The organism is Variovorax sp. LjRoot175 (genome assembly GCF_964253805.1).
Classification (GTDB): domain Bacteria; phylum Pseudomonadota; class Gammaproteobacteria; order Burkholderiales; family Burkholderiaceae_C; genus Variovorax.
Map to the genome: position 1 here is coordinate 4140013 of NZ_CAXURY020000001.1, position 26528 is coordinate 4166540.

The 26528-nt window shown below is 68.9% G+C and carries 25 protein-coding genes; 10 read left to right on the forward strand and 15 right to left on the reverse strand.

The genetic code is table 11. The features are described 5' to 3' along the window. The first annotated feature begins 106 nt into the window (after positions 1-106). Positions 107-1456: a M20 metallopeptidase family protein gene (locus ACSQ89_RS20615; RefSeq protein ID WP_436290919.1), complete on the forward strand. Its 1350-nt coding sequence runs from the start codon at positions 107-109 to the stop codon at positions 1454-1456. Positions 1457-1460: 4 nt separating this feature from the next. Here the strand turns inward: ACSQ89_RS20615 and ACSQ89_RS20620 are convergent, their stop codons facing one another. Beyond that, a complete protein-coding gene (locus ACSQ89_RS20620) occupies positions 1461-2330 on the reverse strand; it encodes a class I SAM-dependent methyltransferase (protein WP_436290918.1) in 870 nt (289 codons plus the stop codon). A 110-nt stretch (positions 2331-2440) separates the two neighbouring features. Here ACSQ89_RS20620 and ACSQ89_RS20625 point away from each other — a divergent pair, with 110 nt between their 5' ends. Then, entirely contained in the window at positions 2441-3133 is a 693-nt protein-coding gene (locus ACSQ89_RS20625; protein ID WP_436290917.1) for a winged helix-turn-helix transcriptional regulator, read from the forward strand. On the opposite strand, the gene ACSQ89_RS20630 is transcribed toward ACSQ89_RS20625, so the two are convergent. The 5 genes from ACSQ89_RS20630 to ACSQ89_RS20650 are packed head-to-tail and all read right to left on the reverse strand — an operon-like array spanning position 3130 to position 9675. After that, positions 3130-4614: an efflux transporter outer membrane subunit gene (locus ACSQ89_RS20630; protein WP_436290916.1), complete on the reverse strand. Its 1485-nt coding sequence runs from the start codon at positions 4612-4614 to the stop codon at positions 3130-3132. The two genes, ACSQ89_RS20625 and ACSQ89_RS20630, sit on opposite strands and share 4 nt — an antisense overlap. A 13-nt stretch (positions 4615-4627) precedes the next feature. Continuing rightward, positions 4628-5758 (reverse strand): ABC transporter permease, encoded by a 1131-nt coding sequence (locus ACSQ89_RS20635; protein WP_436290915.1) that lies wholly within the window; start codon positions 5756-5758, stop codon positions 4628-4630. A gap of 10 nt (positions 5759-5768) precedes the next feature. After that, entirely contained in the window at positions 5769-6890 is a 1122-nt protein-coding gene (locus ACSQ89_RS20640; protein ID WP_436290914.1) for an ABC transporter permease, read from the reverse strand. After that, positions 6887-8647: an ATP-binding cassette domain-containing protein gene (locus ACSQ89_RS20645; RefSeq protein WP_436290913.1), complete on the reverse strand. Its 1761-nt coding sequence runs from the start codon at positions 8645-8647 to the stop codon at positions 6887-6889. Before ACSQ89_RS20645 ends, ACSQ89_RS20640 begins: the two co-directional genes overlap by 4 nt. Next, positions 8647-9675: an HlyD family efflux transporter periplasmic adaptor subunit gene (locus ACSQ89_RS20650; protein WP_436290912.1), complete on the reverse strand. Its 1029-nt coding sequence runs from the start codon at positions 9673-9675 to the stop codon at positions 8647-8649. The genes ACSQ89_RS20645 and ACSQ89_RS20650 overlap by 1 nt, the downstream gene beginning before the upstream one ends. 108 nt (positions 9676-9783) lie before the next feature. Here ACSQ89_RS20650 and ACSQ89_RS20655 point away from each other — a divergent pair, with 108 nt between their 5' ends. Then, positions 9784-10485, forward strand: coding sequence for a TetR/AcrR family transcriptional regulator (locus tag ACSQ89_RS20655; protein WP_093102881.1), 702 nt, complete (start codon positions 9784-9786; stop codon positions 10483-10485). Between the two features lie 9 nt (positions 10486-10494). Here ACSQ89_RS20655 and ACSQ89_RS20660 read toward each other — a convergent pair whose 3' ends face one another. The 5 genes from ACSQ89_RS20660 to ACSQ89_RS20680 are packed head-to-tail and all read right to left on the reverse strand — an operon-like array spanning position 10495 to position 15555. After that, entirely contained in the window at positions 10495-11703 is a 1209-nt protein-coding gene (locus tag ACSQ89_RS20660; RefSeq protein ID WP_436291120.1) for a CaiB/BaiF CoA transferase family protein, read from the reverse strand. 22 nt (positions 11704-11725) lie between these two features. Next, the gene (locus ACSQ89_RS20665; RefSeq protein ID WP_436290911.1) at positions 11726-12709 is read right to left on the reverse strand and encodes a Bug family tripartite tricarboxylate transporter substrate binding protein; all 984 of its coding nucleotides are present in this window, start codon (positions 12707-12709) and stop codon (positions 11726-11728) included. A gap of 41 nt (positions 12710-12750) precedes the next feature. Next, complete coding sequence (locus tag ACSQ89_RS20670) at positions 12751-13629, reverse strand: amidohydrolase family protein (RefSeq protein WP_436290910.1); 879 nt, start codon at positions 13627-13629, stop codon at positions 12751-12753. After that, positions 13626-14633 (reverse strand): tripartite tricarboxylate transporter substrate binding protein, encoded by a 1008-nt coding sequence (locus tag ACSQ89_RS20675; protein ID WP_436290909.1) that lies wholly within the window; start codon positions 14631-14633, stop codon positions 13626-13628. The genes ACSQ89_RS20670 and ACSQ89_RS20675 overlap by 4 nt, the downstream gene beginning before the upstream one ends. A 49-nt stretch (positions 14634-14682) precedes the next feature. Beyond that, positions 14683-15555, reverse strand: a complete 873-nt coding sequence (locus tag ACSQ89_RS20680; RefSeq protein WP_436290908.1) for an HpcH/HpaI aldolase/citrate lyase family protein — start codon at positions 15553-15555, stop codon at positions 14683-14685. A 99-nt stretch (positions 15556-15654) separates the two neighbouring features. On the opposite strand from ACSQ89_RS20680, the gene ACSQ89_RS20685 reads away from it, so the two are divergent. Beyond that, on the forward strand, positions 15655-16557 hold the full coding sequence (locus tag ACSQ89_RS20685; RefSeq protein WP_436290907.1) for a LysR family transcriptional regulator: 903 nt from the start codon (positions 15655-15657) through the stop codon (positions 16555-16557). Between the two features lie 242 nt (positions 16558-16799). On the opposite strand, the gene ACSQ89_RS20690 is transcribed toward ACSQ89_RS20685, so the two are convergent. The 3 genes from ACSQ89_RS20690 to xdhC all read right to left on the reverse strand — a co-directional run bounded on the left by ACSQ89_RS20690 (position 16800) and on the right by xdhC (position 20346). Beyond that, complete coding sequence (locus ACSQ89_RS20690; protein ID WP_436290906.1) at positions 16800-18128, reverse strand: glycerate kinase type-2 family protein; 1329 nt, start codon at positions 18126-18128, stop codon at positions 16800-16802. 34 nt (positions 18129-18162) lie between these two features. Beyond that, positions 18163-19368, reverse strand: a complete 1206-nt coding sequence (locus ACSQ89_RS20695) for a urate hydroxylase PuuD (protein WP_436290905.1) — start codon at positions 19366-19368, stop codon at positions 18163-18165. A 171-nt stretch (positions 19369-19539) separates the two neighbouring features. Then, positions 19540-20346: a xanthine dehydrogenase accessory protein XdhC gene (gene xdhC / locus ACSQ89_RS20700; protein ID WP_093102863.1), complete on the reverse strand. Its 807-nt coding sequence runs from the start codon at positions 20344-20346 to the stop codon at positions 19540-19542. A 53-nt stretch (positions 20347-20399) separates the two neighbouring features. Here xdhC and ACSQ89_RS20705 point away from each other — a divergent pair, with 53 nt between their 5' ends. After that, positions 20400-20936, forward strand: a complete 537-nt coding sequence (locus ACSQ89_RS20705) for a hypothetical protein (protein ID WP_093102861.1) — start codon at positions 20400-20402, stop codon at positions 20934-20936. Here ACSQ89_RS20705 and uraH read toward each other — a convergent pair. Further along, positions 20921-21271 carry a hydroxyisourate hydrolase gene (gene uraH / locus ACSQ89_RS20710; protein ID WP_093102860.1) on the reverse strand — a complete coding sequence of 117 codons (351 nt, stop codon included), beginning with the start codon at positions 21269-21271 and terminating at the stop codon, positions 20921-20923. The two genes, ACSQ89_RS20705 and uraH, sit on opposite strands and share 16 nt — an antisense overlap. Before the next feature lie 74 nt (positions 21272-21345). Between uraH and ACSQ89_RS20715 the strand changes: the two genes are divergently transcribed. From ACSQ89_RS20715 to ACSQ89_RS20735, 5 genes are all read left to right on the forward strand, one after another. Beyond that, positions 21346-22020 (forward strand): GntR family transcriptional regulator, encoded by a 675-nt coding sequence (locus tag ACSQ89_RS20715; RefSeq protein WP_093102858.1) that lies wholly within the window; start codon positions 21346-21348, stop codon positions 22018-22020. A gap of 5 nt (positions 22021-22025) precedes the next feature. Beyond that, positions 22026-22961, forward strand: coding sequence for an allantoinase PuuE (gene puuE, locus ACSQ89_RS20720; protein ID WP_436290904.1), 936 nt, complete (start codon positions 22026-22028; stop codon positions 22959-22961). Positions 22962-23124: 163 nt separating this feature from the next. Further along, positions 23125-24906, forward strand: coding sequence for a 2-oxo-4-hydroxy-4-carboxy-5-ureidoimidazoline decarboxylase (uraD, locus tag ACSQ89_RS20725; RefSeq protein WP_436290903.1), 1782 nt, complete (start codon positions 23125-23127; stop codon positions 24904-24906). Continuing rightward, complete coding sequence (locus ACSQ89_RS20730; protein WP_093102853.1) at positions 24903-26129, forward strand: M20 family metallopeptidase; 1227 nt, start codon at positions 24903-24905, stop codon at positions 26127-26129. Before uraD ends, ACSQ89_RS20730 begins: the two co-directional genes overlap by 4 nt. 120 nt (positions 26130-26249) lie before the next feature. Next, on the forward strand, positions 26250-26522 hold the full coding sequence (locus ACSQ89_RS20735; protein ID WP_093102851.1) for a DUF4148 domain-containing protein: 273 nt from the start codon (positions 26250-26252) through the stop codon (positions 26520-26522). Positions 26523-26528: the final 6 nt, after the last annotated feature.

Below are 26528 nucleotides of genomic sequence, written 5' to 3' on the forward strand. Positions count from 1 at the left end.
TCTTTTCTTTTATCCCGGCATGCACTACCGTCGCGCGGACCCGGCGGCCCCATGGCCTTGGGCGGCCATTCCCCTCCTCCTCTTCGAACCATTCCAGAGAACCTGCATGAAGCGTCTGCATTCCCTCGCCACCCTGGCCGCCGCCAGCCTGTTGAGCCTGAACGCCCAGGCCCAAAGCGGCACCGCCGCGGCCCCTGACGCGCTGCAGCAGCGCGGACTGTCCCTGGCCGACGCCACCGAGGCGCAGGTGATCGCGTGGCGGCGCCACATCCACCAGAACCCCGAGCTGTCGTTCCAGGAGAAACGCACCGCTGCCTACGTGGCCGAGGCGCTGGCCCGGATGCCGGGCATCGAGGTGCAGACCGGCATCGCCAAGACCGGCATCAAGGCCGTGCTGCTCGGCGGCAAGCCCGGACCGGTGGTGGCCCTGCGCGCCGACATGGACGCGCTGCCGGTGGAGGAACGCAACGACCTGCCCTTCAAGTCCACCGCCAAGGGCGACTGGCTGGGCAAGGAAGTGCCGGTCTCGCATGCCTGCGGCCACGACACCCACGTCGCGATGTTGCTGGGCGCGGCGCAGGCGCTGTGGAGCATGCGTGCCGAACTGCCAGGCACGGTGGTCTTCCTGTTCCAGCCGGCCGAGGAGCAGGGCCCCGGCCCGGTGCTCAGCGGCGCGCCCGCGATGGTGCAGGCGGGCGTTCTGGACAACCCGAAGGTGGATGTGGTGATGGGCCAGCACATCAACGCCGGCGGCCCGCTGGGCATCGGCTACCGGCGCGGCAGCCTGATGGCGAGCGGCGACGTGTTCAAGATCTCGCTCAAGGGACAAGGCGGCCACGGCTCCTCGCCCTGGACCGCGAAGGAGCCGACGGTGGCGGCGGCCGAGATCGTTCTGGCACTGCAGAACATCGTGAGCCATCGCATCGACCCGCTGGACGGCCCCACCGTGGTCACCGTGGGCATGCTGCAGAGCGGCAACCGCGTGAACATCCTGCCCGACACCGCGGAAGTGGCCGGCACGGTGCGTTCGCTGTCGGCCAAGAACCAGAAGGTGGCGCACGAGAACATCCGCCTGAAGGCGCAGAAGATCGCCGAGCAGCACGGCCTGACGGCCAAAGTGGAGATCGACACCGGCTACGAGGTGCTGGTGAGCGACCCGGGCGCCACCCAGGTGGTGGTGAACGCGCTGGAGGCGGCGGCCGGCCCCGGCGCGCAGGCGCGCGAGATCGGGCCGCGCATGGGCTCGGAGGACTTCGGCTCCTTCGGCAAGAACCGGCCGGTGGTGTTCTGGAACCTGAATGCCTCGCCCTTCGGCGACAGGCCGGGCGCGCCCAACCATTCGTCCGAGTTCGTGATCGACGAGAAGGCCTTGCGCCTAGGCGTGCGCGCCCTGGTGGGCAGCACGCTGGCCTACATGACGACCCGGCCGAACGGGGAGCTGACGGCCTCGCGCTGAGCAGCTAGACCGTTCCTGCGCCCACCAGCATCTCGCACGGCCCGACGAAGCCATCGCCGGTTTCGAAGGCGCGCAAGGCTTCCTCGATGGCTTGCCAGGCCTGCGCGCGCTCGGTCTCGCTCAGGCCCACCATCATCTGGTGCAAGGCACCGAAGGACTCGCGCTCGAAGCGCACGCATTCCGCCGCACTCGGCAGCTTGATCGGCGATGGCACCTTGCGCACCTCGATGTCGCGCAAGCCGGCCTTGGCGAAGGCGGCTTCGAGCACGCCCTCGGCACCGAGCGAGAACGGGCCCGGCTGGCCAGGCAGCGGCGGTGGCAGCTTGGCGCGCTCGCGGATGATCTTCACGGGAATGGAGAAGAAGGCATTGCGCTCGGGTGTCGAGTAGACGATGGCCGCCACGCGCCCGCCCGGCCGCAACGCGCGGCACATGCCCGCGAGCGCGCGCTGCTGGTCGGGAAAGTAGATCAGGCCGACGCGGCTGATCGCGGCGTCGAAGGAGCCGGCGGGCAGCACGTCGAGCGCCTCGCCGTCGAGCTCGCGCGTTTCGACGTTGGAGAGCCCGGCTTCCTTGGCGTCGGCCGCCGCGCGTTCAAGCAAGGCGGGCGCAATGTCGGTGGCCAGCACATGGCCGCTCTCGCCCACGCGCCGTGCTGCCGAGATCGACTGTTCGCCTGCGCCCGCGGCGATGTCGAGCACGCGGGATCCCGGGCCGATGCGGGCCAGGTCGAACATGGTCTCGGTCGCCTCGCCGAGCCAGTCGCCGAGGAAGGGGCCCCAGCGGTGCCAGGCCTCGGCGGCGGCCTGCCACTGCGCGCGTGTCGTGGTCTTGAAGGCGGCGGCATCGAATGCCGGCTGCAGAACGGTGTTCATGGTGCGTCTCCAGAGGAAAGAAGGTGCACGAAGCATCGCTGCGCGTGGCCCTGCGCGCCAGTCCAGAATTAGAACTGGCCTTGCCGGGGCGAGAGGAATAGATTCGCTCCATGATCGACTACGGCCAGTTCTGCACCGTCGCGCGCGGCGCCGAAGTGCTCTGCGAGCGCTGGACGCCCTTGGTCGTGCGCGAGCTGATGTGCGGCAGCACCCGCTTCAACGACATCCGGCGCGGCGTGCCGCGCATGTCGGGCTCGCTGCTCGCGCAGCGGCTGCGCAAGCTCGAGGAGGTCGGCGTCGTCAAGCGCGTGCAGGGCACCGGCGTGTCGGCGGAGTACCACCTCACCGGTGCCGGCGAGGAGTTGCGGCCGATCGTGATGGCGCTCGGCCACTGGGGCGCACGCTGGATCGGCAGCCGCCTGAAGCGCGGCCAGCTCGATGCCGGCTTTCTGATGTGGGACATCCGCCGCTTCGTGCGGCCCGACGATTGCCCGCGCGGGCGCTGCATCGTCGTCCACTTCCGCTTCACCGATGCGCCCGAGGGCGAGCGCCGCTGGTGGCTGGTGGTGGACAAGGGCAGCGCCGACCTGTGCCGCGACGATCCCGGCGAGGACGCCACGCTGATCGTCGAATCGACGGTGCTGGCACTGACCGAAGTCTGGACCGGTGACCGGGACGCCGACGACCTGATCCGCGAACGCCGGTTGCGCGTCACGGGCACCGCGCGCGATGCGCGCGACCTGTGGCGCTGGCTGGGCCGCAGCGCTTTCGCCGAGACGCGCGAGGCCGCCCGGAGGGCCTAGTGCGCCGCCCCGCCGAGGGCCTTGGTCAGCATCACGAGGTCCAGCGCCAGCCGCCCGCTGCTGGCGACCTCGTCGCGCTGCGCCTGCAGCAGCGTGCGCTGGGCATCGAGCTGGACCAGGAAATCGGTCAAGCCGTTGTCGTAGCGCACGCGCGCCAATTCCCAGGCGTCGCGGCTGTGGCGCTCCTTCTCCACCAATTGCAGATGGCGCTGCCGGTCTGCCGTGTAGGCGCTCAAGGCATCGTCGATCTCGTGCCAGGCCTTCAGCACCGTCTGCTGCCAGGCCACCGCGGCCTCCTGCTGCTGCAGCTCGCGCAGGGTCACGGTGCTGCGACGCCGGCCGCCGTCGAAGATCGGCAGCTGCAAGCTCGGGCCGATCGCCCACTGCCGGCTGCCCCATTCGCCGAAGCTGCGGCTTCCCACCGATTCGAAGCCGAAGTTCGCGCCCAGCGTGATGCGCGGGTACAGGTCGGCGACGGCGACGCCGATGCTGGCGGTGGCCGCATGCAGTTGCGCCTGCGCGCGCTGGATGTCGGGCCGGCGCAGCGCTGCTTCCGAGGGCAGGCCGGGCGAGAGATCGGGCAATGCGCTCGCCCGCGCATCGGCGCGCTCGGTCAACTGCGCTTGGAGCGCGCCGGGCCGTTCGCCGACCAGCAGCGTGATCTGGTTGATGGCCTGTGCCTCCTGCGCCAGCAATTGCGGCAGCCGCGCGCGCAGATCGGCCGTTTGCGCGCGCTGGCGCGTCACGTCGAGGTCGGTCGTAAGGCCGCCGTCGGCGCGCGCCTTGACCAGCTCGAGCGTCTCCTCGGCCGCGGCGATCTCGGCGCGCGCGATGCGCAGCTGGCGCTGCGCGGTGCGCAGCTCGAAGTAGTTGCGCGCCAGCTCGGACTGCACGCTCAGTTGCACCTGCGCCAGCATCGCCTGTGAGGCCGCGAGGTTGGCATCGGCGGCCTCGATCGAGCGCCGCACGCGGCCCCAGAGATCGAGCTCCCAGGCGGCATCGAAGCCGGCCTGGTAGAGGTTGTGCGGTTCGCTCAGCACGCCGATCAGCTCCTCGCGGTTCGAAGGATTGAGCGCGTCGATCAGGCGCGTGCCCGAACCGAACTCGCTCTGCCGCTGGCGCGTCGCCGCCGCGCTGGCGTTGAGCTGCGGGCCGCGCTGGGCCTCCGCCGCTTGCCTTTGCGTTCGGCTTTGCGCGAAGCGCAGCGCTGCCGTCTGCAGATCGTGGTTGGTGGCGAGCGCCTTGGCCTGCAGCGCGTCGAGCACCGGGTCGGCGAAAACGGACCAGCCGATCGGCATGCTCGCCGTGCTTCGAAGCTGCGGGTCGGCCAGTTCCGGCGAACCGCCATGCCAGGCCGAGAAGTCGGCGGGCGCCTCGGGCATCGGGGCCTTGAAATCGGGCCCGACGGCGCAGCCGGCGAGCATCAGCGCCGCGAGCACCGTCAGCAGACGGGAAAAGCGAAGGTGTTGCGAGTTCTTCATGTCGCGTTCCGTTTCAGACAAGACGGTTGCGGAAAAGCCAGGCGGCGAGCGGCAGCGTGATGACCGCGATGACGAGCAGCGGAATGAGGTTGTGCCAGACGGTCAAGAGGCCCACGCCCTCGAGGTAGACGCGCTGCACCAGGTCGATGGCGAAACGCAGCGGATTCGCCAGCGTCGCGATCTGCAGCACCTCCGGCATGTTGCGCACCGGCGTGACCAGGCCCGACAGCAGCATCAGCGGCATGATCAGCACGAAGGTGTAGAGCATGGCCTGCTGCATGCTGGCCGACACCGCCGAGATCGACAGCCCGATGCCCACGCTTGCAATGGTGAAGCAGGCGAGGCCGGTGTAGAGCGTGACGAAGGAGCCGGCCATCGGCACCTTGAACCACAGGAGCGTGACCAAGAGCACGATGGTGGACTGCACGAGCCCGATCAGCACCGGCGGCACCGCCTTGCCGACCATGATCTCCATCGGCGACAGCGGCGTGACCAGCAGTTGGTCGAAGGTGCCCTGCTCGCGTTCGCGCGCCACCGACAGGGCCGTCAGCAGCAGCGTCTGCAGCATGCTGAGCGCGGCGATCATGCCGGGCATCAGGTTCCAGCGCGTCTCGAGATTCGGGTTGTACCAGGCGCGCGAGGCGATGCTCACCGGCGCCTTCGCGCCGCCGTGCTGCAGCCGCCACTCGTCGTTGAAGTCCGCGACCACGGAAGCGATGTAGCCGCCGGCAGAGCCCGCCGTGTTGGAGTTGCGGGCATCGATGACGAGCTGGATTGGCGCGCTCTCGCCGGCCTGCAGCTGCTCTTCGAACTGCGGGCCGATCTGGAGCACCAGCAGCGCCTGCTGCGCATCGATCACGCGCGCGATGTCGGCCTGGGTGGCGAGCGTCGCGGCGCGGCGGAAGACGCCGGTGCCGTCGAGCTTCGCGACCAGCGCCGTCGAGGCGCCGCTCCTGCTCTGGTCGAGCAGCGCGTAGTCGACGTTGCTCAGGTCGTAGGTGGCCGCGTAGCCGAACAGCAGGCTCTGCATGAGCGCAGGCACGACCAGGATGGCGCGGCTGGACGGGTCCTTCAGGATCGCCAGGAACTCCTTGCGGCAGAGGTTGACGATACGGAGCAGTAGCGCGATGAACGAACCGTGCATGGCGAAGCCTTCAGTCGAGTTGTTTGCGCGTGACGAAGCACGCCAGGCCGAGCAGCAGCACGGCATAGACAACCAGGATCGCGCAGTTGCGCAGCACCAGCGGCCAGACGTCGCCGGCGAGGAAGAGCGTGCGGATCAGCTCCATGAAGTAGGTGGCCGGCAGCGCCTGGCCCACGATGCGCACCGCCGTCGGCACGTTGCGCAGGTCGAACAGAAAGCCCGAGAGCATCAGCGAGGGCAGGAAGCTCGCGAGCAGCGCGACCTGGCTCGCGAGGAACTGGTTGCGCGTGACCGAGGAGATGACCAGCCCGATGCCGACCGCGACCAGCATGTAGAGCATGGCGGCGAGGATCAGCAGCGCGAGCGAGCCGACCATCGGCACCTCGAACAGGAAGCGCGCGGCGACCAGGCACAGCGCGAGCCCGACCATGCCGATGCCGAAGTAGGGAATGATCTTCGCCAGCAGGATCTCGACCGGCCGCACCGGCGTGACGAACAGCGCCTCCAGCGTGCCGCGCTCCCACTCACGCGCCATCACCAGCGCAGTGAGGAAGGCGCCGACCAGCGTCATGATCAGCACGATCAGGCCCGGCACCAGGTACCAGGTGCTGGTGTTGGCGCTGTTGAACCACATGCGCTGCTCGATGCTGACCGCGCCGATGCCGGTGCCGGGTTGTCCGCGGTCGGCTTGCCGCTGTGCGTTGCCCCCGAGCGCGGCCGTGGCGTAGCGCAGCACGATGCTGGCGCGGCCCGCATCGGCGCCGTGCACGATGACCTGGATGCGCGCATCGCCGGCCGCGAGACGGCGCGAGAAGTCGCCGGGCACGCGCACGATGCCGTCGACCCGGCGCTCGCGCATCAGCAGCTCGGCCTCGCGCATCGAGCTCAGCATGACGGGCGCGATGTAGGGCGTGAGCTGCAGGCCGGCCACCGCGTCGGCGGCCGCGGGCGAGCTGTCCTCCATCACCACCGCGAGCGGCGCGTTCTTGACGTCGAGCGAGAGGCCGAAGCCGAAGATCAGGATCAGGATGATCGGCAGCAGGATGCCGATGGCGATGCTGCTCGGATCGCGCACGAGCTGCCGCGTTTCCTTGCGCGTGAGTGCGATGAGTCGGCGCCAGAAACCGCTCATGCCCTTGCCTCGCGTGACTGCGTGACGATGCCGATGAAAGCCTCTTCCATGTCCGGCGCGCTGCCCGCCTGCACCCGCACCTCTTGCGGCGTGCCGATGGCCAGCAGCTTGCCGGCGTCCTGGATCACGATGCGGTCGCAGTACTCGGCCTCCTCCATGAAGTGGGTGGTGATGATGACCGTCACGCCGGCTTCGGACAGCGCGGTGATGCGGCGCCAGAACTCACGCCGCGCCAGCGGATCGGTGCCGCTGGTCGGTTCGTCGAGAAACAGGATCTCGGGCTCGTGCAAGAGGCCCGTGGCCATGGCCAGGCGCTGCTTGAAGCCACCGGGCAGGAGTCCGCTGGTGGCCTTCTCCTGGCCCAGCAGGTCGAACTGCTGCAGCACCGTCTGCATGCGATCCCGCAGGCGCTGCCCGCGCAAGCCGTAGGCGCCGCCGAAGAACTCGAGGTTCTCGGCGACGGTGAGGTTGCCGTAGAGCGCGAACTTCTGCGACACGTAGCCGATCCGGCTGCGGGCCTGTGCACGCGCATGGCGCAGATTGACGCCCGCCACCTGCAGGAAGCCGCTGGTCGCGGGCAGCAGGCCGCAGAGCATGCGGAAGGTGGTGGTCTTGCCGGCGCCGTTGGGGCCGAGCAGGCCGAAGATCTCGCCGCGCCGCACATCGAAACTGGTGCTCGCGACAGCCGTGAAGTCGCCGAACTTGCGCACCAGCTCCTTCACTTCGATCACGACCTCGTCGGGCTCGCCCGCAACGGCAACGGTCGCGATCTGCGGTTGCGCCGCGGCAGCGCCCTTTTCCTTCTCCTTCTTCTGCTTCGCGCGCAGCAGCACCATGAAGCCGTCTTCCAGGCGCGCCGGCACCGGCTCGACGGGCGCGCCGTCGAACAGCGCGGCCAGCGCCTGCTCGTCGGCATCGGGCCGGCGGATGAAGCGCACCTCGCCGCCTTGCGGCACGGCATCGACGATCGACGCCGGCGCATCCAAGAGCTTCGCCTGCAGCCTGCGCGCCGGCACACCCTCGGGCGGCCTGGCGATGAAGCACAGATCACGCGCGTTGTCGCGGATCTGCTCCGGTGCGCCCTGCGCGATCAGCCGGCCTTCGTGCATCACGAAGACCTGGGCGCAGCGTTCGGCCTCGTCGAGGTAGGCGGTGCTCACGATCACGGAAAGCCGCTCGTCGTCGACCAGCTGCCGCACGATCTCCCAGAGCTCGCGCCGCGACAGCGGATCGACGCCGACCGTGGGCTCGTCGAGCAGCAGCAGTTCGGGTGAGCGCACCAGCGTGCAGGCCAGGCCCAGCTTCTGCTTCATGCCGCCCGAGAGCTTGCCGGCCGGGCGCGCGGTGAAACGGCCCAGGTCGGTCATCTCCATCAGCCGCGCATAGCGCTCGCGCCGCACATTCTTCGGCACGCCGTGCAGATCGGCATAGAGGTCGAGGTTCTCCTGCACGCTCAGGTCTTCGTAGAGCCCGAAGCGCTGCGGCATGTAGCTGATGCGGTCCTGCACGGCCTGCGGATCGGCCGCCACGTCGATGCCCAGCACGTGCAGCGTTCCGCGGTCGGCGCGCAGCAGTCCGGCCGCGAGGCGCAGCAGCGTGGTCTTGCCCGCGCCGTCGGGGCCGACCAGCGCGCAAAGCGTGCCGGCGGAAACCTGCAGCGACACGTCGCCGAGGGCCTGCACCAGCAGCTTGGAGCCCTTGACTTCGAAGCCCTTGTGCAGCCCCTGCCCGGCGAGCGCCGGCGCGGCGGCGTTCATCAGCGCGCGCCTCCGGCCGCCGCGAGCTTGGCGCCGTCGAGCGACAGCCGGACCGTGACCGGCATGCCCAGCCGGAGCCGGTCTTCCTTGTCGTCGGCCAGCACGCGGATCTCGTAGACCAGGCTGCTGCGCAGCTCCTCGGTCTGCACGGTCTTTGGCGTGAACTCGGCCACCGAGGAGATGTAGCCCACCTTGCCGGCGAGCGGCTGGCTGGGGTGGCTGTCGGTCGTGAGCGTGGCCGCCATGCCGGGCTTGATGCGTCCGAGATCGACCTCCGTCACGTAGGCGCGAACCCACTTGGGATCGGTGATCGCGAGCGTGAACACCGGGCGCTGCGGCGAGGCCATGTCGCCCGGCTCCATCAGGCGCGCGCGCACCACGGCATCGATGGGCGCCTTGAGCTCGGCCTGCGCGAGCTGGTGGTTGAGCAGTGCGAGTTCGGCACGCGCCACTTCGAGCTGGGCCTGGGCCTGCGCGATGTCTTCCTTGCGCGGCCCGGTCACGACCAGCTGCTGCGCCTTGCGCGCATTCTCGAGCTGCGCCTGCGCCACCTTCAGCCGGGCCTGCGCGCTGTCGAGGTCCTGCTGGCTCACCGCGCGGCCGGCCGTGGTCTGGCGGATGCCCTGCAACCGGTCGAGCTGCTGGCGCGCGAGCTCGGCATCGGCCTGGGCGGCCGACACGCCGGCGCGGGCCTGCGCCACTTCCTCGGGGCGGCTGCCGGTCTTCAGGCGCTGCAGCGCCTGCTGCTGCACGCCGATCTGCGCCTGCGCCTGGGCCGCGCGCAACTCGAGCGTGCGCGTGTCCAGCATGCCCAGCACCTGGCCAGCTTTCACATGGTCGCCCTCCTGCACCTCGAGCCTGCCGATGCGCTCGCTGCCGTTGAAGGCCAGCGAGACCTGGCGCACGTCGACGTTGCCGTAGAGCACCAGGCTGTCGCTGTCGGCGGGCTTGCGGTTGAAGTACCAGGCGGCCGAAGCGACGGCCGCCAGCAGGACGATGGCGCCAACGATGAGGGGTTTCTTGTTCATGAGTTTGCTCTTGCTTTCTCGCCGGTGCGTCGTCGATGAAGTAGACTGGATGATATCGAATTTGAATTCAAATTCAAACTAATCCCGGCCTTTCCATAGGCCTGTCATATGCCATCCACTGCGAAAAAGAAAGCTTCCATCGCGCCCGCCAGGCGCGCCCCGCGCCCCGACGGTGCCGCTACCCGATCGCATCTGCTCGAGACCGCGGGCCAGGTGTTCGCCGAGCGCGGCTATGCCGATGCCACCAGCAAGGAGATCTGCGAGCGCGCCGGCACGCCGATGGCCTCGGTCAACTACCACTTCGGCAGTCGCGAGGCCTTGTATGAAGAGGTGCTGGTCGAGGCGCACCGCCAGATCGTGAGCGTGGACGAGCTGATCGAGATGACGCGCTCGCTCGGCGATCCACGGCAGAAGCTGCGCGCGCTACTCGCGCACATGCTGGCGCCCTCCTCGCGCGAGGCCGCGCCCTGGGGTTTTCGCGTCGTGCTGCGCGAGATCATGTCGCCGGGGCCGCTGGCGCCGGCGCTGGTCGACAAGGCGGTGCGGCCCAAGGCCAAGCTGCTGCTGGGCCTGATCTCGGAAATCCTGGAACTGCCGCCGGACCATCCCGCGGTGCAGCGCGCCCTCGTGTTCTCGGTGCTGCCCTGCATCGTGATGCTGGTCGCGCCGAAGGAGATACCGAGCAAGGTCCTGCCCGCGATCGCCAAAGACAGCGAGGGGCTGCTCGAAGACCTGATGCGCTACATGTTCGCCGGGCTGGATGCGCTCGCGGGCGCGCACCGCAAGCCCGCGCGCGCTTCGCGCGCCTAGGCGCCCGGCTCAAGCCATCCGCGCCGGCAGCACGTCGAGCGAACGCAACCGCGCGATCTCTTCCTCGCTGTAGCCGTGCGCCGCCAGGATGTCAGCCGCATGCTGGCCGAAGCTTGGCGATGCGAAGGGTGCGGGCCCGGGCGTGCTGCCGAACTTGACCGGCTTGTCGAAGCCGCGATAGCCGCCCACCTCCGGATGCGTGTAGTGCGCCACCATCTGCTCGGCCAGCACCTGCTCGTTCACGAACATGTCCTCGACCGCACGCGCCGCCGCGCAGGGCACGGCTTCGCCGAAGATGCCTTCCCATTCGAGCGCGCTGTGCTGCTGGAGCGCGGTGCGCAGGCGCGGCACGATCTCGGCCGCGTGCTGCGCGCGCTTGCGCACCGTGTCGTAGCGCGGATCGGCAGCCAGCGCCTGCAGGCCGGTGCGCTCGCACAGGGCCGACCAGAAATGCGGCGTGTTGGCGGACAGGTAGAGGTAACCCTCGCGCGTCGGATGCAGTCCGGTGACGCCGCCGGAGCGCATGTCGCGCCCGACCTCCCTGCCCTCGCAGTCGGCCCACACGAGGCGCGCCGACTGCATGGCCAGCGCGCTGCGCAGCAGCGAGACGCCGACATACTGCCCGAGGCCGCTGCGGGCGCGCTCCACCAGCGCGGCGCTGACGCCCATGGCCAGCATCGAGGCCGCGTAGTAGTCGACCACCGAGCCGTAGACGATCTCCGGCGGGCCGCCCGCCTTGCCCTGCATGGCGCAGATGCCGGTCATGCTCTGCAGCACCTGGTCGTAGCCGGCCTTGTCCTTGAGCGGCCCCACTTCGCCGTAGCCCGTGACCGCGCAATAGACCAGCGCCGGATAGCGTTCGCGCAGCTGCTCGTAGGCGATGCCGAGCCGCTGTGGCACCGCAGGCCTGAAGTTGTGCACCAGCACGTCGGCCTCGCCGAGCAGGCGATGCAGCACCTCCAGCCCTTCGGGCTTCTTGAGGTCCAGCGCCAGCCCCCGCTTGTTGCGGTTGACGCCGATGAAGGCACGGCTCTCGGCCTCGAGCGTGGACGGGTACTTGCGCAGGTTGTCGCCGGCAGGCGGCTCGATCTTGACCACGGCCGCCCCCATGTCGGCCAGCAGCGTGCAGCCGTAGGGCCCCGCGATGTAGGCGCTGAGGTCGAGCACGCGGATGCCCGACAGTGGGCCGCGGACTGCGTCTTCTTCGATGTTCGTCATCGTCATGGGAGCGCCTTCCGGTTCATTGGGGAGCGATGCGCGCATTCTTCGCGGCCTGGCCCCACTTGCCGATCTCGCCCGCGATAAAGCGGCCGAAATGCTCGCGCGTGTCGGCTGCCGGCGTGAAGGACAGCGCCTTCAGGCGCTCCTGCATCTCGGGCATCGCCATCGCGCGGCCGACTGCCTGGTTGAGCTTGTCCAGGACGGCGGGCGGCGTGCCCGCGGGCGCGGCCAGCCCGATCCAGCCCACGGCCTCGAAGCCCTTGAGCCCTTGCTCGGCCAGGGTCGGCGCCTCGGGCAGCAAGGGCGTGCGCTCTGCCGAGCCGACGCCGATCACCTTGAGCTTGCCCGCGCGCACCTGCGGCAGCACCGCCGGCAGCGCATCGAACATGAACTGCACCTGGCCGCCGATCAGTTGCGGCTGCGCCTCCGCCGCGCCCTTGAACGGCACGTGCACCGCCGGAACGCCGGCCTGGTGCAGGAACATCTCGGTCGTCAGGTGCGAGGTCGAGCCGTTGCCCGCGGAGGCGTAGTTCATCGCGCCCGATTTCGCTTTCGCGATGAACTGCTGCAGGTTGTCGAAAGGCGCGTCGCGGCTGGCCACCATGGTCTGGATCACGAGGCCCACGTTGGTCACCGGCGCTAAGTCGCGCACCGGGTCGTAGGGCAACCTGGAATAGATGGCCGGCGCCACCGCAAAGCCGGCGCTGGTGGCCATCACCAGCGTGTAGCCGTCCGGCGCAGCCTTGGCGACGAAGTCGGTGCCGATGGTGGTGCCGGCGCCGGCCTTGTTCTCCACCACGAAAGGCTGGCCGAGCGAACGCGCGAGCTGGTCGGCCACCAGCCGCGCCAGGATGTCGGTGGCCTGGCCGGCCGCGATTGGCACGATCAGCCTCACCGGGCGATTCGGATAGTCGGCTTGCGCCTGGGCGCGTGGCGCGAGCGCCGGCAGGGAGATCAGGAGCGGCAGCGAAAAGAAGCAGAACGCTCGGCGCGAGGAGAGCATGGGAAGTCGCTTTCGAAAAACGAACGGGGGCGGCCAGGGCTTCAGGCGAAGCCGTAGAGGCGGGCCGGGTTGTCGACCAGGATGGCCCTGCGCGTCGCGGCATCGGGGACCCACTCGGCGAGCAGGTCCAGGAGCCGCGCATCGTCGGGCTTGTGTTCTTCCTCGGTGGGATGCGGCCAGTCGCTCCCCCACACCAACCGGTCGGGCGCGATGGCGGCCAGCGCACGGGCGTCGTCCACCGTGTCCGCATAGTCCGGCGCGCCGGTGCGCGTGTTGAGGTAGGCGCCGCTGAGCTTGACCCAGGCGCGACCTTCGCGAAGCAGTTCCTGCACGACGGCCAGGGCCGCATCCCGCGCTTCGCCGCCCACCGGCAGGCGCGCCAGGTGGTCGAAGACGACCGGGCACGGCAGCTGCCGCAGCACGGCCGCATGTTCGACGATCTGCGCCGCGTGGAAATGCAGTTGCAGATGCCAGCCAAACGGCGCGATGCGTTCGGCCAGCGGCAACAGCATGTCGAAGCGGGTCGGCGCGCCGGTGGCGGCATGCAGCGTGAGCCGCAGGCCGCGGATCCCGCCCGCATCGAGGCGCTGCAGGTCGTCCTCGCTCACCTCGGGCGTCAGCACCGCGATGCCGCGCGTGTGCGCGGGCCCAAGCTGCGCGATCGCATAGAGCGTAGCGCTGTTGTCGGTGCCGTAAGCGCGCGGCTGAACCACCACTGCGCGGCGCGTGCCGAGCCGCTGCTGGATCAGCCGATAGTCGGCGGCCGTGGCATGCGCCGGCGTCGCGACCAGCTTCGCGCCGGGCGCTTCCGCAAAGCGCGCATCGAAGACATGGATGTGCGCATCGCAGGCTTCAGCCGGCGCCGGTTGGCGCGGGAGCGCACTGCCGGCGGAGTTGGGGAAAGCGTTCGTCGCCATCATTCGGTCGAGATGCCCGCGTCCTTGGCGACCTTCTGCCAGTACGGGATCTCGCGCTGGATCTGCGCGGTGAACTGCGCCGCGGTCAATCCCGCGGGCTCGGCGCCTTCGCGCTGGAGGAAGGACTTCATCTCCGGCCCTTCGACGATCTTGTTGATCTCGGCATTGAGCCGCTGCACCACCGCCGGCGGCGTACCCGCGGGCGCGAGCAGGCCCCACCAGATGCTGAAGCTGTAGCCGGGCACAGCCTGCGCCATCGGCGCCAGCTCCGGCGCGATGGCGGAAGGCTTCGCGCTGGTGATGCCGATCGCGCGCGCCTTGCCCGAACGCAGCGCCGCCTGCAGCGATGGGCCGCTCGCGATCAGCACGTCGACGTTGCCGCCCATCAGATCGGTGGTGGCCGGCGCCATGCCGCGGTAAGGAATGTGCGTGATGAAGACGCCGGCACTCCCCTTCAGCAGCTCGGTCGCGAACTGGTTGGTGCTGCCGGGGCCGGAGGACGCGTAGTTGAGCTTGCCCGGCCGCTGCTTGGCCAGCGCTACCAGCTCGGCCGGCGTCCTTGCCGGCAGGTCGGCGCGCACCGCAACCACGAAAGGTCCCTGCGCCATCATGGCCACCGGCGCGAAGCTCTTCACCGGATCGAAAGGCAAGCGCGGCTGCACCGCGGCATTGGTCACGAAGCTCGAGGACACCGCCGCCAGCGTGTAGCCGTCGGCCGCTGCCTTGGCGACGATGCCGGTGCCCAGCGTGCCGCTGGCACCGGGCTTGTTGTCGATCACCACCGGCTGGCCCAGCGCCTCGGAAAGACGGCGGCCCACGGCCCGCGCGAACACGTCGTTGGAGCCGCCCGCCGGATAAGGCACGACGATCGTGATCGGCCGCGAAGGCCAGGGCTCCTGTGCTGTCGCACTGCCGCAGAAGACGGCGGCGCCGAGCATCGACATCAGGGCGGCTGCCGCGCGACGGCGCCCGGCGAGAGAGGGAATGAAGTGGCGAGCGATGGTCATGTTGTCTCCGGTCTGTTTGTGAAGGTCGATCGATGGGTGCCGCCGGCGCTCAGCGCTCCGGCAGCAGGCCGAGCCGCTTCGCGTCGGCCACGATGGCCTCGGCGCTGCGCACGAAAGGAGCGTCCACCATGCGGCCGTCGACCAGGTAGGCGCCCACGCCGCGGGCTTGCGCTTCGCGCGCCGCTTCGGTCACGCGCAGTGCGCGCGCAATGTCGGCTTCCGAGGGGCGGAACACCCGGTGCGCCAGCGCCACCTGGCTGGGATGGATGCAGCTCTTGCCCAGGTAGCCGAGGCGGCGCGCCATCTCGGCCTCGGCCACATAGCCTTCGGCGTCCTTGACGTCGGCGAAGGCCGAGTCGTAGGCGAACACGCCGGCCTCCCCGGCCGCCAGCCGCATCGCGAACATGGCTGCATGCACGTTGGCGATGTCGCGGCGCGCGATGCCGAGCGGCTCGAACAGGTCGCCGAAGCCGAGCTGCAGGCCGGCCACGCGCGCATGCGCCTGCGCCATCGCAGCGGCCTGGCGCAGGCCCCTGGGCGACTCCACGTTCAGCAGCAGGCGCGCCGGGCGCGTGACGCCGTTCGCCCGCTCGGCCGTTTCCAGCACGGCCACTGCGGCCATGACTTGCTCGATGGATTCGGCCTTGGGAAGATTCAAGAGATGCAGGCTCTCGCACGCCACGGCCGCAACGTCGGCCTCGAAGTGCGGCGTGTCGATCGCGTTGACGCGCACGATCAGCGTCTTGCCCGAAGCCTGCGCCGCGGCCGAGCGCAACAGCGCGCCGACCTGTGTCCGCGCCTCGGCCTTGCGATCCTCCGCAACGGCGTCCTCGAGGTCGAAGGAGAGCGCATCGGCAGGGCCGTCGAGCGCCTTGGGAAAGAGCTCCGGGCGCGAGCCGGGCACAAAAAGCTTGCTGCGCACTTTTTTGTCTCCAGAAGAAATTCCGAAGCCGAGTCTGCGCGCAGGCATCCAAAAGAAAAATCGCCTTGTGCTATTTTCAGAATATAAATTTCATTTACTGTGAATACCGACTTCCTCAAGAGCTTCGTCGCGGTCATCGAGCACGGGTCGATGGCCGAAGCCGCGCGCCGGCTCAATCTCACGCCGGCGGCGATCGGCCAGCAGGTGCGCGCGCTGGAGCGCGAGATGGGCACGCCGCTGGTCAAGCGCATGGGCCGCACGGTGGCGCCCACCGAGGCCGGCGACCGCATCGCCCTGCGCGCGCGCGCGCTGCTGGTCCAGGTGGTCGACCTGCGCACGGTGGCCAACGACGCGACGCTGTCGGGCGACCTGAGGCTCGGCGCCGGCACCAACGCGCTGCTCGGCATGGTGCCGGACATCCTGGCCGGCCTGGTGAAGCGCTACCCGGGCGTGAACGTCTACGTGCAGCCCGGCTATTCGGTGGACATGCACCCCGCGGTGCAGCGCGGCGAGCTCGACGCCGCCATCGTGCTGCAGTCGCCGGTCGCCTTGCCCAAGGCCTTGTGCTGGCAGCTGCTGCGCGAGGAGCCGCTGGTGGTGCTGGCGCCCGCGAAATGGGCCGGCGCCGATCCGCACAAGCTGCTGGCGACGCAGCCGCTGATTCGCTATGACCGCACGCAATGGGGCGGCAGGCAGGCCGAGCAGTACCTGCGCAAGGCCGGCATCAAACCGCGCGAACGCTTCGAGCTCAACGCGCTCGGTGCCATCGCGGTGATGGTCGACCGCGGTCTCGGCGTTTCGCTGGTGCCCGACTGGATCCGGCCCTGGCCCGAGGGCTTGCGGCTCACGCGAATCCCGCTGCCGCTGCCCTTCGAGCCGCGCCGCATCGGGCTGATCTGGTCGCGTGCGTCGCTTCGGCTGCGGCTGGTCGAGGCGGTGCGCGAAGAGGCGATGGCCTTGTTCCCCGTCGCTACAGGACGGGCAAGGCGCGGAAGTCGTTGACGAAGCTCAGGCGTTTGATTGAAGTGAGTACGGAGGTGCGGAGGCGAGCGGTATGCCCTGTGCCGCCGAGGAGCACAGCCTTTCGCGGATCGGGGCTAGCGATTGTCTGAGCCGAAGGCGAGTTCGAGCGAGACCCCGCGAAAGGCGAGCACCGCAGGGCAGCCGCGAAGCGGCCGGCGCAGTGGGGTCGAACGGCCCATACCGCATACCGGGCGGGCGTCCATGAGACGGAACAAGATGCCTTACAGCACCAGCAAGGCTCGGAAGTCGTTGACGTTGGTGTGCGTCGGTCCCGTCACGCAGAGGTCGCCGATGGCATCGAAGTAGCCGTAGGCGTCGTTGCGGTCCAGGTGGTCGGCGAGCTTGCGGCCTGCGGCCTCGGCGCGCGCCAGCGTGTCGGGGGTGACGAAGGCGCCGGCATTGTCTTCGACGCCGTCGATGCCGTCGGTGTCGGCGGCAAGAGCCCACACATTTTTCTGCCCGGCCAGCGCGCCCGCGAGCCCGAGGCAGAACTCGCCGGCACGGCCGCCGCGGCCCTTGGCCTGGCCCGGCTGGCGCGGGCGGATCGTGACGGTCGTCTCGCCGCCCGAAAGAATCACGCAGGGCTTCGCGAAGGGCGCGCCGCGCAGCGCCACCGCGCGCGCCAGCGCGCCGTGCACCTTGCCGACCTCGCGCGATTCGCCCTCCATCTCGTCGCTCAGGATGTGGGCCTCGATGCCTGCCGCGCGCGCCACGGCGGCAGCGGCTTCGAGCGATTGCTGCGGCGTGGCGATCAGGTGCGTGGCATGGCCCTTGAACACCGCGTCGGCCGGCTTGGGCGTTTCGAGCGCGCCGCTTTCGAGCTGCGCGCGCACCGCGGCCGGCACCTCGATGCCGTAGCGGTCGAGGATGGCCAGGGCGTCGGCGCAGGTCGTCGCATCGGGCACCGTGGGCCCGCTCGCGATCACGGCCGGGTCGTCGCCCGGCACGTCGCTGATGGTGAGCGTGACCACCTGCGCCGGCGCGCAGGCCGCGGCGAGGCGGCCGCCCTTGATGCGCGAGAGATGCTTGCGCACGCAGTTCATCTCGCCGATGTGGGCACCCGATTCGAGCAGTTGCTTGTTGATGCGCTGCTTGTCGGCCAGCGTGAGTCCTTCGGCCGGCAGCGTGAGCAGGGCCGAGCCGCCGCCCGAGATCAGGCACAGCACCAGGTCGTCGGCCGTGAGGCCTTCGGTCAGCGCGAGGATGCGCTCGGCCGCCTTGAGCCCGGCCTCGTCGGGCACCGGATGCGCGGCTTCGACGATCTCGATGCGCTGCGCCAGGCCTTCGGGACGTGGCGGAATGTGGTGGTAGCGCGTGACGACCAGGCCTTCGAGCTTCGCGTCGGGCGGCCACAGCGCCTCGAGCGCCTGCGCCATCGAGCCGCCGGCCTTGCCGGCGCCGAGCACCAGCGTGCGGCCCTTCGGCGGCTTGGGCAGGTAGGGGCCCATGCTGGCGAGCGGCAGCGCGCGTTCGACCGCGGCACGGTAGAGATGTTCGAGGAATTCGCGCGGCGCGGAATGGGGATCGGGTACGGGATTTGTTGGCTTCATTGCGAGTGTCTCCAGGCCCGATTGTCCACAGGCGCTAATTCGTCTTTGCGCCGGTCTCGAACCACTTGCCGATCAGCGCGCGCTCCGCGTCGGTGATGCCGGTGGAATTGTTCATCGGCATGATCTTCGTGACCACCACCTGCTGGTAGACGCCCTGCGCATGCGCCGCCACCTGGTCGGGCGTGTCGAGCCGCACGTTCTTCATCTGCACCTGCGCGCCGTGGCACATGTAGCAGCGTTGCTCCAGCACCTTCTTGACGTCGCCGAAGGCCACCTTCGGTGCCGCGGCGCCCGCCACCGGCGCGGCCGCGGGCTCGGGCCGCATCCAGACGATGGAAAGGCCCAGCACCACGACGCCGACCATCGCATAGGGCAGCGGATTGCCCGCGTTGCCGAGCTTGAAGCGATGCCGCACCACGAAGAACTGCCGGATCGCCGCGCCGCCGAGCATGATGAGCAGCAGCACGATCCAGTTGTACTTGTGCGTGTAGGTGAAGCTGTAGTGATTGCTCAGCATCGCGAACAGCACCGGCAGCGTGAAGTAGGTGTTGTGCACGCTGCGCTGCTTGCCGCGCTCGCCGTGGATCGGATCGACCGGCAGGCCGGCACGCAGCGCCGCCACGTTCTTGCGCTGGCCCGGGATGATCCAGAAGAACACGTTGCCGCTCATGGTCGTGGCCATCATCGCGCCCACCAGCAGGAAGGCCGCGCGGCCCGCGAACCACTGGCAGGCCAGCCAGGTCGCGAATACGATGAAGAGCGCGACCAGCACGCCGACGATGGTGTCGCCGTTCTTGCGCCGGCCGAAGAGCTGGCAGATGCCGTCGTAGACCATCCAGAAGACGACGAAGAAGGCCAGCGCCACGCCGATTGCGGCGCCGGGCTGCCAGTCCATCCTGGACTTGTCGATCAGGTAGGTGCTCGCGTTCCACAGGTAGGACATGGTGAAGAGCGCGAAGCCGGTGATCCAGGTGGAGTAGCTCTCCCAGTACGACCAGTGCAGGTGGTCCGGCAGCTTCTTCGGCGCCAGCGCGTACTTCTGCATGTTGTAGAAGCCGCCGCCATGCACCGCCCACTGCTCGCCGCCGACGCCCTTGTCCAATGATTCCTGGTCCTGCGGCTTCTCGAGGCTGTTGTCCAGCATCACGAAGTAGAAGGACGCGCCGATCCAGGCGATGGCGGTAATGACATGGACCCAGCGCAGCAGCAGATTGGCCCAGTCGAGGTAGTAGCTTTCCATGTGCTCAACCTTGCATTGGCCTGCTCACCACTGCGGGCGCTGTAAGCAGAGAGAGTGCCGCGAACGCAGACCCTCGTGGGGGCCTCGCTCCGCTGCGGCTTGTGGACTGGAGTGTATACACTTTTTAGCTGGAGTTCGAGGGTTTTCTTCACACGGCCGTGCTGGAAAACCCTAGCTCAGCGATTGCAACAACTGTGCCGCCACTGCCACGGCAATGACTTCCGGCTCCTTGCCCGTGATGCCCGGCACGCCGATCGGGCAGGTGATGCGCGCCAGCTCGTCGGCCGTGAAGCCCCTCGCCTCCAGCCGATGGCTGAAGGTCGCCCACTTGGTCTTGCTGCCGATCAGGCCGACGTAAGGCAGGTCGTTGCGCGCGCGCAGGCGCTTCAAGCAGGCGATCACGATGTCCAGGTCCTCGGCATGGCTGAAGCTCATGATCAGCACCCGCGAACCCGGCGCGAGCTGCGCCACCGCGTCCTGCACCGGCTCCGAATGCTCGGTCTCGATCTGCGCCGGCAGCGCATCGGGGAACACGCCGTCGCGGCTGTCGATCCAGCGCACGGTGAAGGGCAGTGTCGACAGCAGCCGCGCCAGCGCCGCGCCCACGTGGCCGCCGCCGAACAGCGCCACCGGCTCCAGGTGCGCGAGCAGTTCGCCCTGCAGCGCCTTCGCGTCCGATGCCGCGATGCGGCGGAACGAGAGGAACACCACGCCGCCGCAGCACTGGCCCAGGCTCGGGCCCAGCGGATAGCGCCGCACGCCTTCGATGGCCGCGCCGCCGGCAAGCCAGGCGCGCGCTTCCTCGGTGGCCTGGAACTCGAGCTGGCCGCCGCCGATGGTGGCCGTGAGTCCCTCGGCCCAGACCGTCATCCAGGTGCCGGCTTCGCGCGGTGCCGAGCCTTGCGTCTTCTCGACGCGCACCAGCACGCCCTCTTCGCGCGCGAGCCGTGCGAGCAGTTCGTCGACCATGCCGTTCATGAGCGATACCCTCTGTAGTGGGAGCGCCTTGTGCGCAAGGTATAAATCCACCGATGGATCTGCAACTTTTCACGCCGCTGCGCCGCGCCCTCGCGGCCACCCTGACGACCGCACTCGGCCTGGCCGGCTGCGGCACGCCCAGCCCCACGGCACCGATCACTTCGACGGTGCCCGGCCAATTGACCCGCGCCGTTCCCGATGGCTCGACGGCCCACGCGATGCCTAGGCCGTCGAACGCAGCCAACGCCCGCGAGTACCGCCAGGACGCCGCGCGCCACATCTATGCGCGCAACGGCGCACGCATCTACAGCGGCAAGCTGCCGCCGCTGCTCTATGCGGTCGGCACGCTGCAGGTCAGCCTCGACGCCAACGGCAAGGTCGTCTCGATGCACTGGATGCGCGCGCCGAAGCACGCGCCCGAAGTGATCGCGGAGATCGAGCGCACCGTGCTCGAAGCCTCGCCCTACCCGGCCGCCAGCCGCATCGGCAAGCTGGTCTGGACCGACACCTGGCTGTGGGACAAGGGTGGGCATTTCCAGCTCGATACGTTGACCGAAGGCCAGCTCTCTTCGTTTCAAGATCCGCGGTAGGTGGAGTAGCTCCAAGGGCTCACCAGCAGCGGCACGTGGTAGTGCTGGTCGGTGTGGGCCACGCCGAAATCCAGCGACACGCGATTGAGGAAGTTGGGCTCGGGCAGCTTCACACCCTTGGCCTTGAAGTACCCCGCCACGTCGAACACCAGACGGTAGGTGCCGACCTTCAGCGTGCTGTTGTCGTAGAGCGGTGCGTCGCTGCGGCCATCCGAATTGAGCGTGAAGCGCTTGACGAGCGTCGCCTGCTCGCCGTCGGTGGTGAACAGCGCGACCTCCATGCCGGCCGCGGGGCCGCCGTGCATGGTGTCCAGTACGTGGGTGCTCAAGCCCATGGTTGTGCTCCTTCAAGGCATTCGGGAAATTCCGGTCGACAAAAGTGTATACAGTTCTCGGCTTTGGGTCTATCATGAAAAACATGGACTCGACCACCACCCGCGCCATCGTCGACGCACTCACCAAAGCCATTGTGGAACACCGGCTGCAACCCGGCAGCAAGCTGGCGGAACAGAAGCTGGCCGACCACTTCGGCGTCTCGCGCACGCTGGTGCGCCAGGCGCTGTTCCAGTTGTCGCAGAACAAGCTGATCCGGCTCGAGCCCGCGCGCGGCGCCTTCGTCGCGGCGCCGGCGGTCGACGAGGCGAAGCAGGTGTTCGCGGTGCGCCGCATGCTGGAAGCCGAGATGACGCGCGCCTTCGTGCGCAGCGTGACACCGGCCAAGATCAAGGCGCTCAGGGAGCATGTGGCGCTCGAGAAAGCCGCGGTCTCGGGCGAAGACGTTTCGGGCCGCACCGAGCTGCTCGGTGACTTCCACGTGCGCATGGCGGAGCTCATGGGCAATGCGGTGCTGGCGCAGATCCTCGGCGAGCTGATCTCGCGCTGCGCCCTCATCACGCTGATGTACCAGAGCGCGAGCGCGGCCGAGCACTCGAACGACGAGCATGCCGACATCGTGAAGGCGCTGGCCGCCAAGGACGAAGAGCTCGCGGTGCAGCTCATGACCGAGCACCTGCTGAACGTCGAGGCCAACCTCGTTTTCGACCGCAAGGTCCCCACCCACGACATCAGCCTCGCATTAGCCTGAAGCGCATGAGCACTTACGACACCACCCTGCCCTACCCGCGCGACCTGGCCGGCTACGGCCGCAACCCGCCCCATGCGCAATGGCCCGGCCGCGCGCGCATCGCGGTGCAGTTCGTCCTCAACTACGAGGAAGGCGGCGAGAACTGCGTGCTGCATGGCGACGCGGGTTCCGAGCAATTTCTCTCCGAGATGTTCAACCCGGCGAGCTTCCCCGACCGGCACATCAGCATGGAGGGCATCTACGAATACGGCTCGCGCGCGGGCGTCTGGCGCATCCTGCGCGAGTTCGAGAAGCGCGGCCTGCCGCTCACCGTGTTCGGCGTCGGCATGGCGCTCGAGCGCTACCCCGAGGTCGCGGCCGCCTTCAAGGAACTGGGCCACGAGATCGCCTGCCACGGCTGGCGCTGGATCCACTACCAGAACCTCGACGAGGCCACCGAGCGCGAGCACATGCGCCTGGGCATGGAAGCGATCCAGAAGCTCACCGGCGAGCGCGCGCTCGGCTGGTACACCGGCCGCGACAGCCCGCGCACGCGCCGCCTGGTCGCCGACTATGGCGGCTTCGAATACGACAGCGACTACTACGGCGACGACCTCCCCTTCTGGATGAAGGTGCAGAAGACCGACGGCAACGTCGTGCCGCAGCTCATCGTGCCCTACACGCTGGACTGCAACGACATGCGCTTCGCGCTGCCGCAGGGCTACTCGCACGCCGACCCCTTCTTCCAGTACATGAAGGACAGCTTCGACGCGCTCTACGCCGAGGGCGACGAGGCGCCGAAGATGATGAGCATCGGCATGCACTGCCGCCTGCTCGGCCGCCCCGGCCGCATCACGGCGCTGCAGCGCTTCCTGGACCACATCGCGAAGCATGACCGCGTGTGGGTGTGCCGCCGCCTCGACATCGCGCGCCACTGGAAGGCGACGCACCCATGCACATGACTCTCCCCCAGGCTTCGCGCACTTCGTGTCGCTACGCCAACCCCCTCACCGGGGGCGACACCAGCGGGCCGGCAAAGCCGGTTCCGCGGTGTCCCCCGAACGGGCCTGGCTGCGCCGGCCGCTCTTTTCATGTCCTGCGCTATGGCGCCATGGAGTCACTGATATGCAACTGACTATCGAACAGCTCAACACTGTCACGCCGGACGAGTTCACCGCCCTGCTCGACGGCACCTACGAGCATTCGCCGTGGATCGCGAAACGTGCCGCCGCCACCCGCCCCTTGCGCTCGCTCGCGCACCTCAAGCACGCGCTGGTGCAGGTCGTCGCTGGCGCCTCCGCCGACGAGCAGCTGGGCCTGATCCGCGCCCATCCCGAGCTCGCGGGCAAGGCCATGGTCAGCAAGACGCTCACGGCCGAATCCACCAACGAGCAGGGCAAGGCCGGCCTGACCGATTGCACGCCCGAGGAGTTCGCGAAGATCCAGCAGCTCAACGCCGACTACAACGCGAAGTTCGGCTTCCCCTTCATCCTCGCGGTGCGCGGGCCGCGCGGCACCGGTTTGAGCAAGCGCGAGATCATCGACACCTTCGAGCGCCGTCTGCACAACCATCCGGGCTTCGAGCTGGGCGAGGCGCTGCGCAACATCCACCGCATCGCCGAGATCCGTCTCGACGACAAGTTCGGCGCCCTACCCGCGCTCGGCAACGAGGTGTGGGACTGGCAGGAACAACTCTCGGTGCACACCGACCCGGGCTACGCCGAAAAGGGCCAGCTCACCGTGACCTACCTGACCGAGGCACACCGCGCCTGCGCGCAGCAGATCGCCGACGGGATGCGCGAAGCGGGCTTCGACACTGTGAACATCGATGCCGTCGGCAACGTGGTCGGCCGCTACGAGGGCGCCACGCCCGGCGCCAAGACGCTGCTCACCGGCTCGCACTACGACACCGTGCGCAATGGCGGCAAGTACGACGGGCGGCTGGGCATCTTCGTGCCCATGGCTTGCGTGCGTGAGCTCAAGCGCCAGAACCGCCGCCTGCCCTTTGCCTTCGAGGTGGTGGGCTTTGCCGAAGAGGAAGGCCAGCGCTACAAGGCCACCTTCCTGGGCTCGGGCGCGCTGATCGGCCACTTCGATCCCAAGTGGCTGGACCAGAAGGACGCCGACGGCATCACCATGCGCGAGGCACGGCAGATCGCCGGCCTCAAGGAAGAAGACATCGCCAAGCTGCAGCGCGATCCGGCCAAGTACCTCGGCTTCGTCGAAGTGCACATCGAGCAGGGCCCGGTGCTCAACGAGCTCGACATCCCGCTCGGCATCGTGACCTCGATCAACGGCGGCGTGCGCTACGTGGGCGAGGTGATCGGCATGGCCAGCCACGCCGGCACCACGCCGATGGACCGCCGCCGCGATGCCGCCGCCGCGGTGGCCGAGCTGATCCTCTTCGCCGAGCAGCGCGCCGCGAGGGACGGCGACTCGGTCGCCACCGTCGGCATGCTCGAAGTGCCGAGCGGCTCGATCAACGTGGTGCCCGGCCGCTGCAAGTTCAGCCTGGACATGCGCGCACCGAACAACCCGCAGCGCGACGCGCTGACGGCCGATGTGCTGGCCGAGCTCAAGGCCATCTGCGAGCGCCGCGGCGTGCGCTACACCCTGGAAGAAAGCATGCGGGCCTCGGCCGCGCCGAGCGCGCCCGAATGGCAGCAGCGCTGGGAGAAGGCGGTGGACACGCTCGGCGTGCCGCTGTTCCGCATGCCCAGCGGCGCCGGCCACGACGCGATGAAGCTGCACGAGGTGATGCCGCAGGCCATGCTCTTCGTGCGCGGCATCAACTCCGGCATCAGCCACAACCCGCTCGAATCGAGCACCAACGACGACATGCAGCTGGCGGTGGAAGCCTTCCAGCTGCTGCTGAACAACCTCGCCACCGAACAAGCACCCTCATGACCGACTACAACAAACTCGACGCCTGGATCGACGCCCACTTCGACGAGGAAGTGCAGTTCCTGCAACAGCTGGTGCGCGTGCCGACCGATACGCCCCCGGGCAACAACGCACCCCACGCCGAACGCACGGCCGAGCTGCTGAAGGACTTCGGCTTCGAGGCCGAGAAGCACGCCGTGCCCGAGCAGGAGGTGAAGGACTACGGCCTCGAATCGATCACCAACCTGATCGTGCGGCGCAAGTACGGAAGCGAGGGCCGCACCGTGGCATTGAATGCCCACGGCGACGTGGTGCCGCCCGGCGAAGGCTGGACGCACGACCCCTACGGCGGCGAGATCGAGGGCGGCAGCCTCTACGGCCGCGCCGCCGCGGTCAGCAAGAGCGACTTCGCGAGCTTCACCTTTGCGCTGCGCGCGCTCGAAGCGGTGGCCAGGCCGGCGCGCGGCAGCGTCGAACTGCACTTCACCTACGACGAGGAATTCGGCGGCATCCTGGGCCCGGGCTGGCTGCTCAAGAACGGCCTCACCAAGCCCGACCTGATGATCGCGGCCGGCTTCAGCTACGAGGTGGTGACGGCGCACAACGGCTGCCTGCAGATGGAAGTCACGGTGCACGGCAAGATGGCACATGCCGCGATCCCGACGACCGGCGTCGACGCGCTGCAGGGCGCGGTGCAGATCCTGAACGCGCTCTATGCGCAGAACACGCTCTACCGGCAGGTCACGTCCAAGGTCGAGGGCATCACGCACCCGTATCTCAACGTCGGGCGCATCGAGGGCGGCACCAACACCAATGTCGTGCCCGGCAAGGTGGTCTTCAAGCTGGATCGCCGCATGATCCCGGAAGAGAACCCGGTCGAAGTCGAGGCCACGATCCGAAAGGTGATCGCCGACGCAGCGGAAACGCTGCCCGGCATCACGGTCGAGATCAAGCGCCTGCTGCTGGCCAATTCGATGAAGCCGCTGCCCGGCAACAAGCCGCTGGTCGAGGCGATCCAGAAGCACGGCCAGGAGATCTTCGGCGAGCCGATCAAGGCCATGGGCACGCCGCTCTATACCGACGTGCGGCTCTACGGCGAAGCCGGCATCCCGGGCGTGATCTACGGCGCCGGACCGCGCACCGTGCTCGAATCGCACGCCAAGCGCAACGACGAGCGCGTGGTGCTCGAAGACCTGCGGCGCGCGACCAAGGTGATCGCGCGCACGCTCAGCGACCTGCTGAACTGAGCCCGTGCGGGTGCGCCCCGCATGAATCCAATGCGTGCACGGCGGCGTATATCTGGCAGCCGCCGGCGAAGCAGCAGCATTTCCAGGCGGCCCGACCCACCCTTTTTTTGGAGTCCCGCCATGAATACGAAGCTCATCGCCATCGCCGCCCTTGGCAGCCTCGCAGCCTTTGCTGCGCAAGCCTTCCAGGGCGAGCAGAACCCCCTGCCGCCACCGCCCTTCCAGTCGACGATGACGCGGGCCGCGGTCCAGGCGCAGGCCAGAACCCCCGTCCAGATCAGCAATGGCGGCACCGGCGTGCGGGCTCCCATCAGCGTGGCCGACCGCGCCACGGTCCGCGCGGGCGCACGGGCCATTGCGGCCAACGGCGCAGCCACCTACGGCGAGAACTGAGAACAG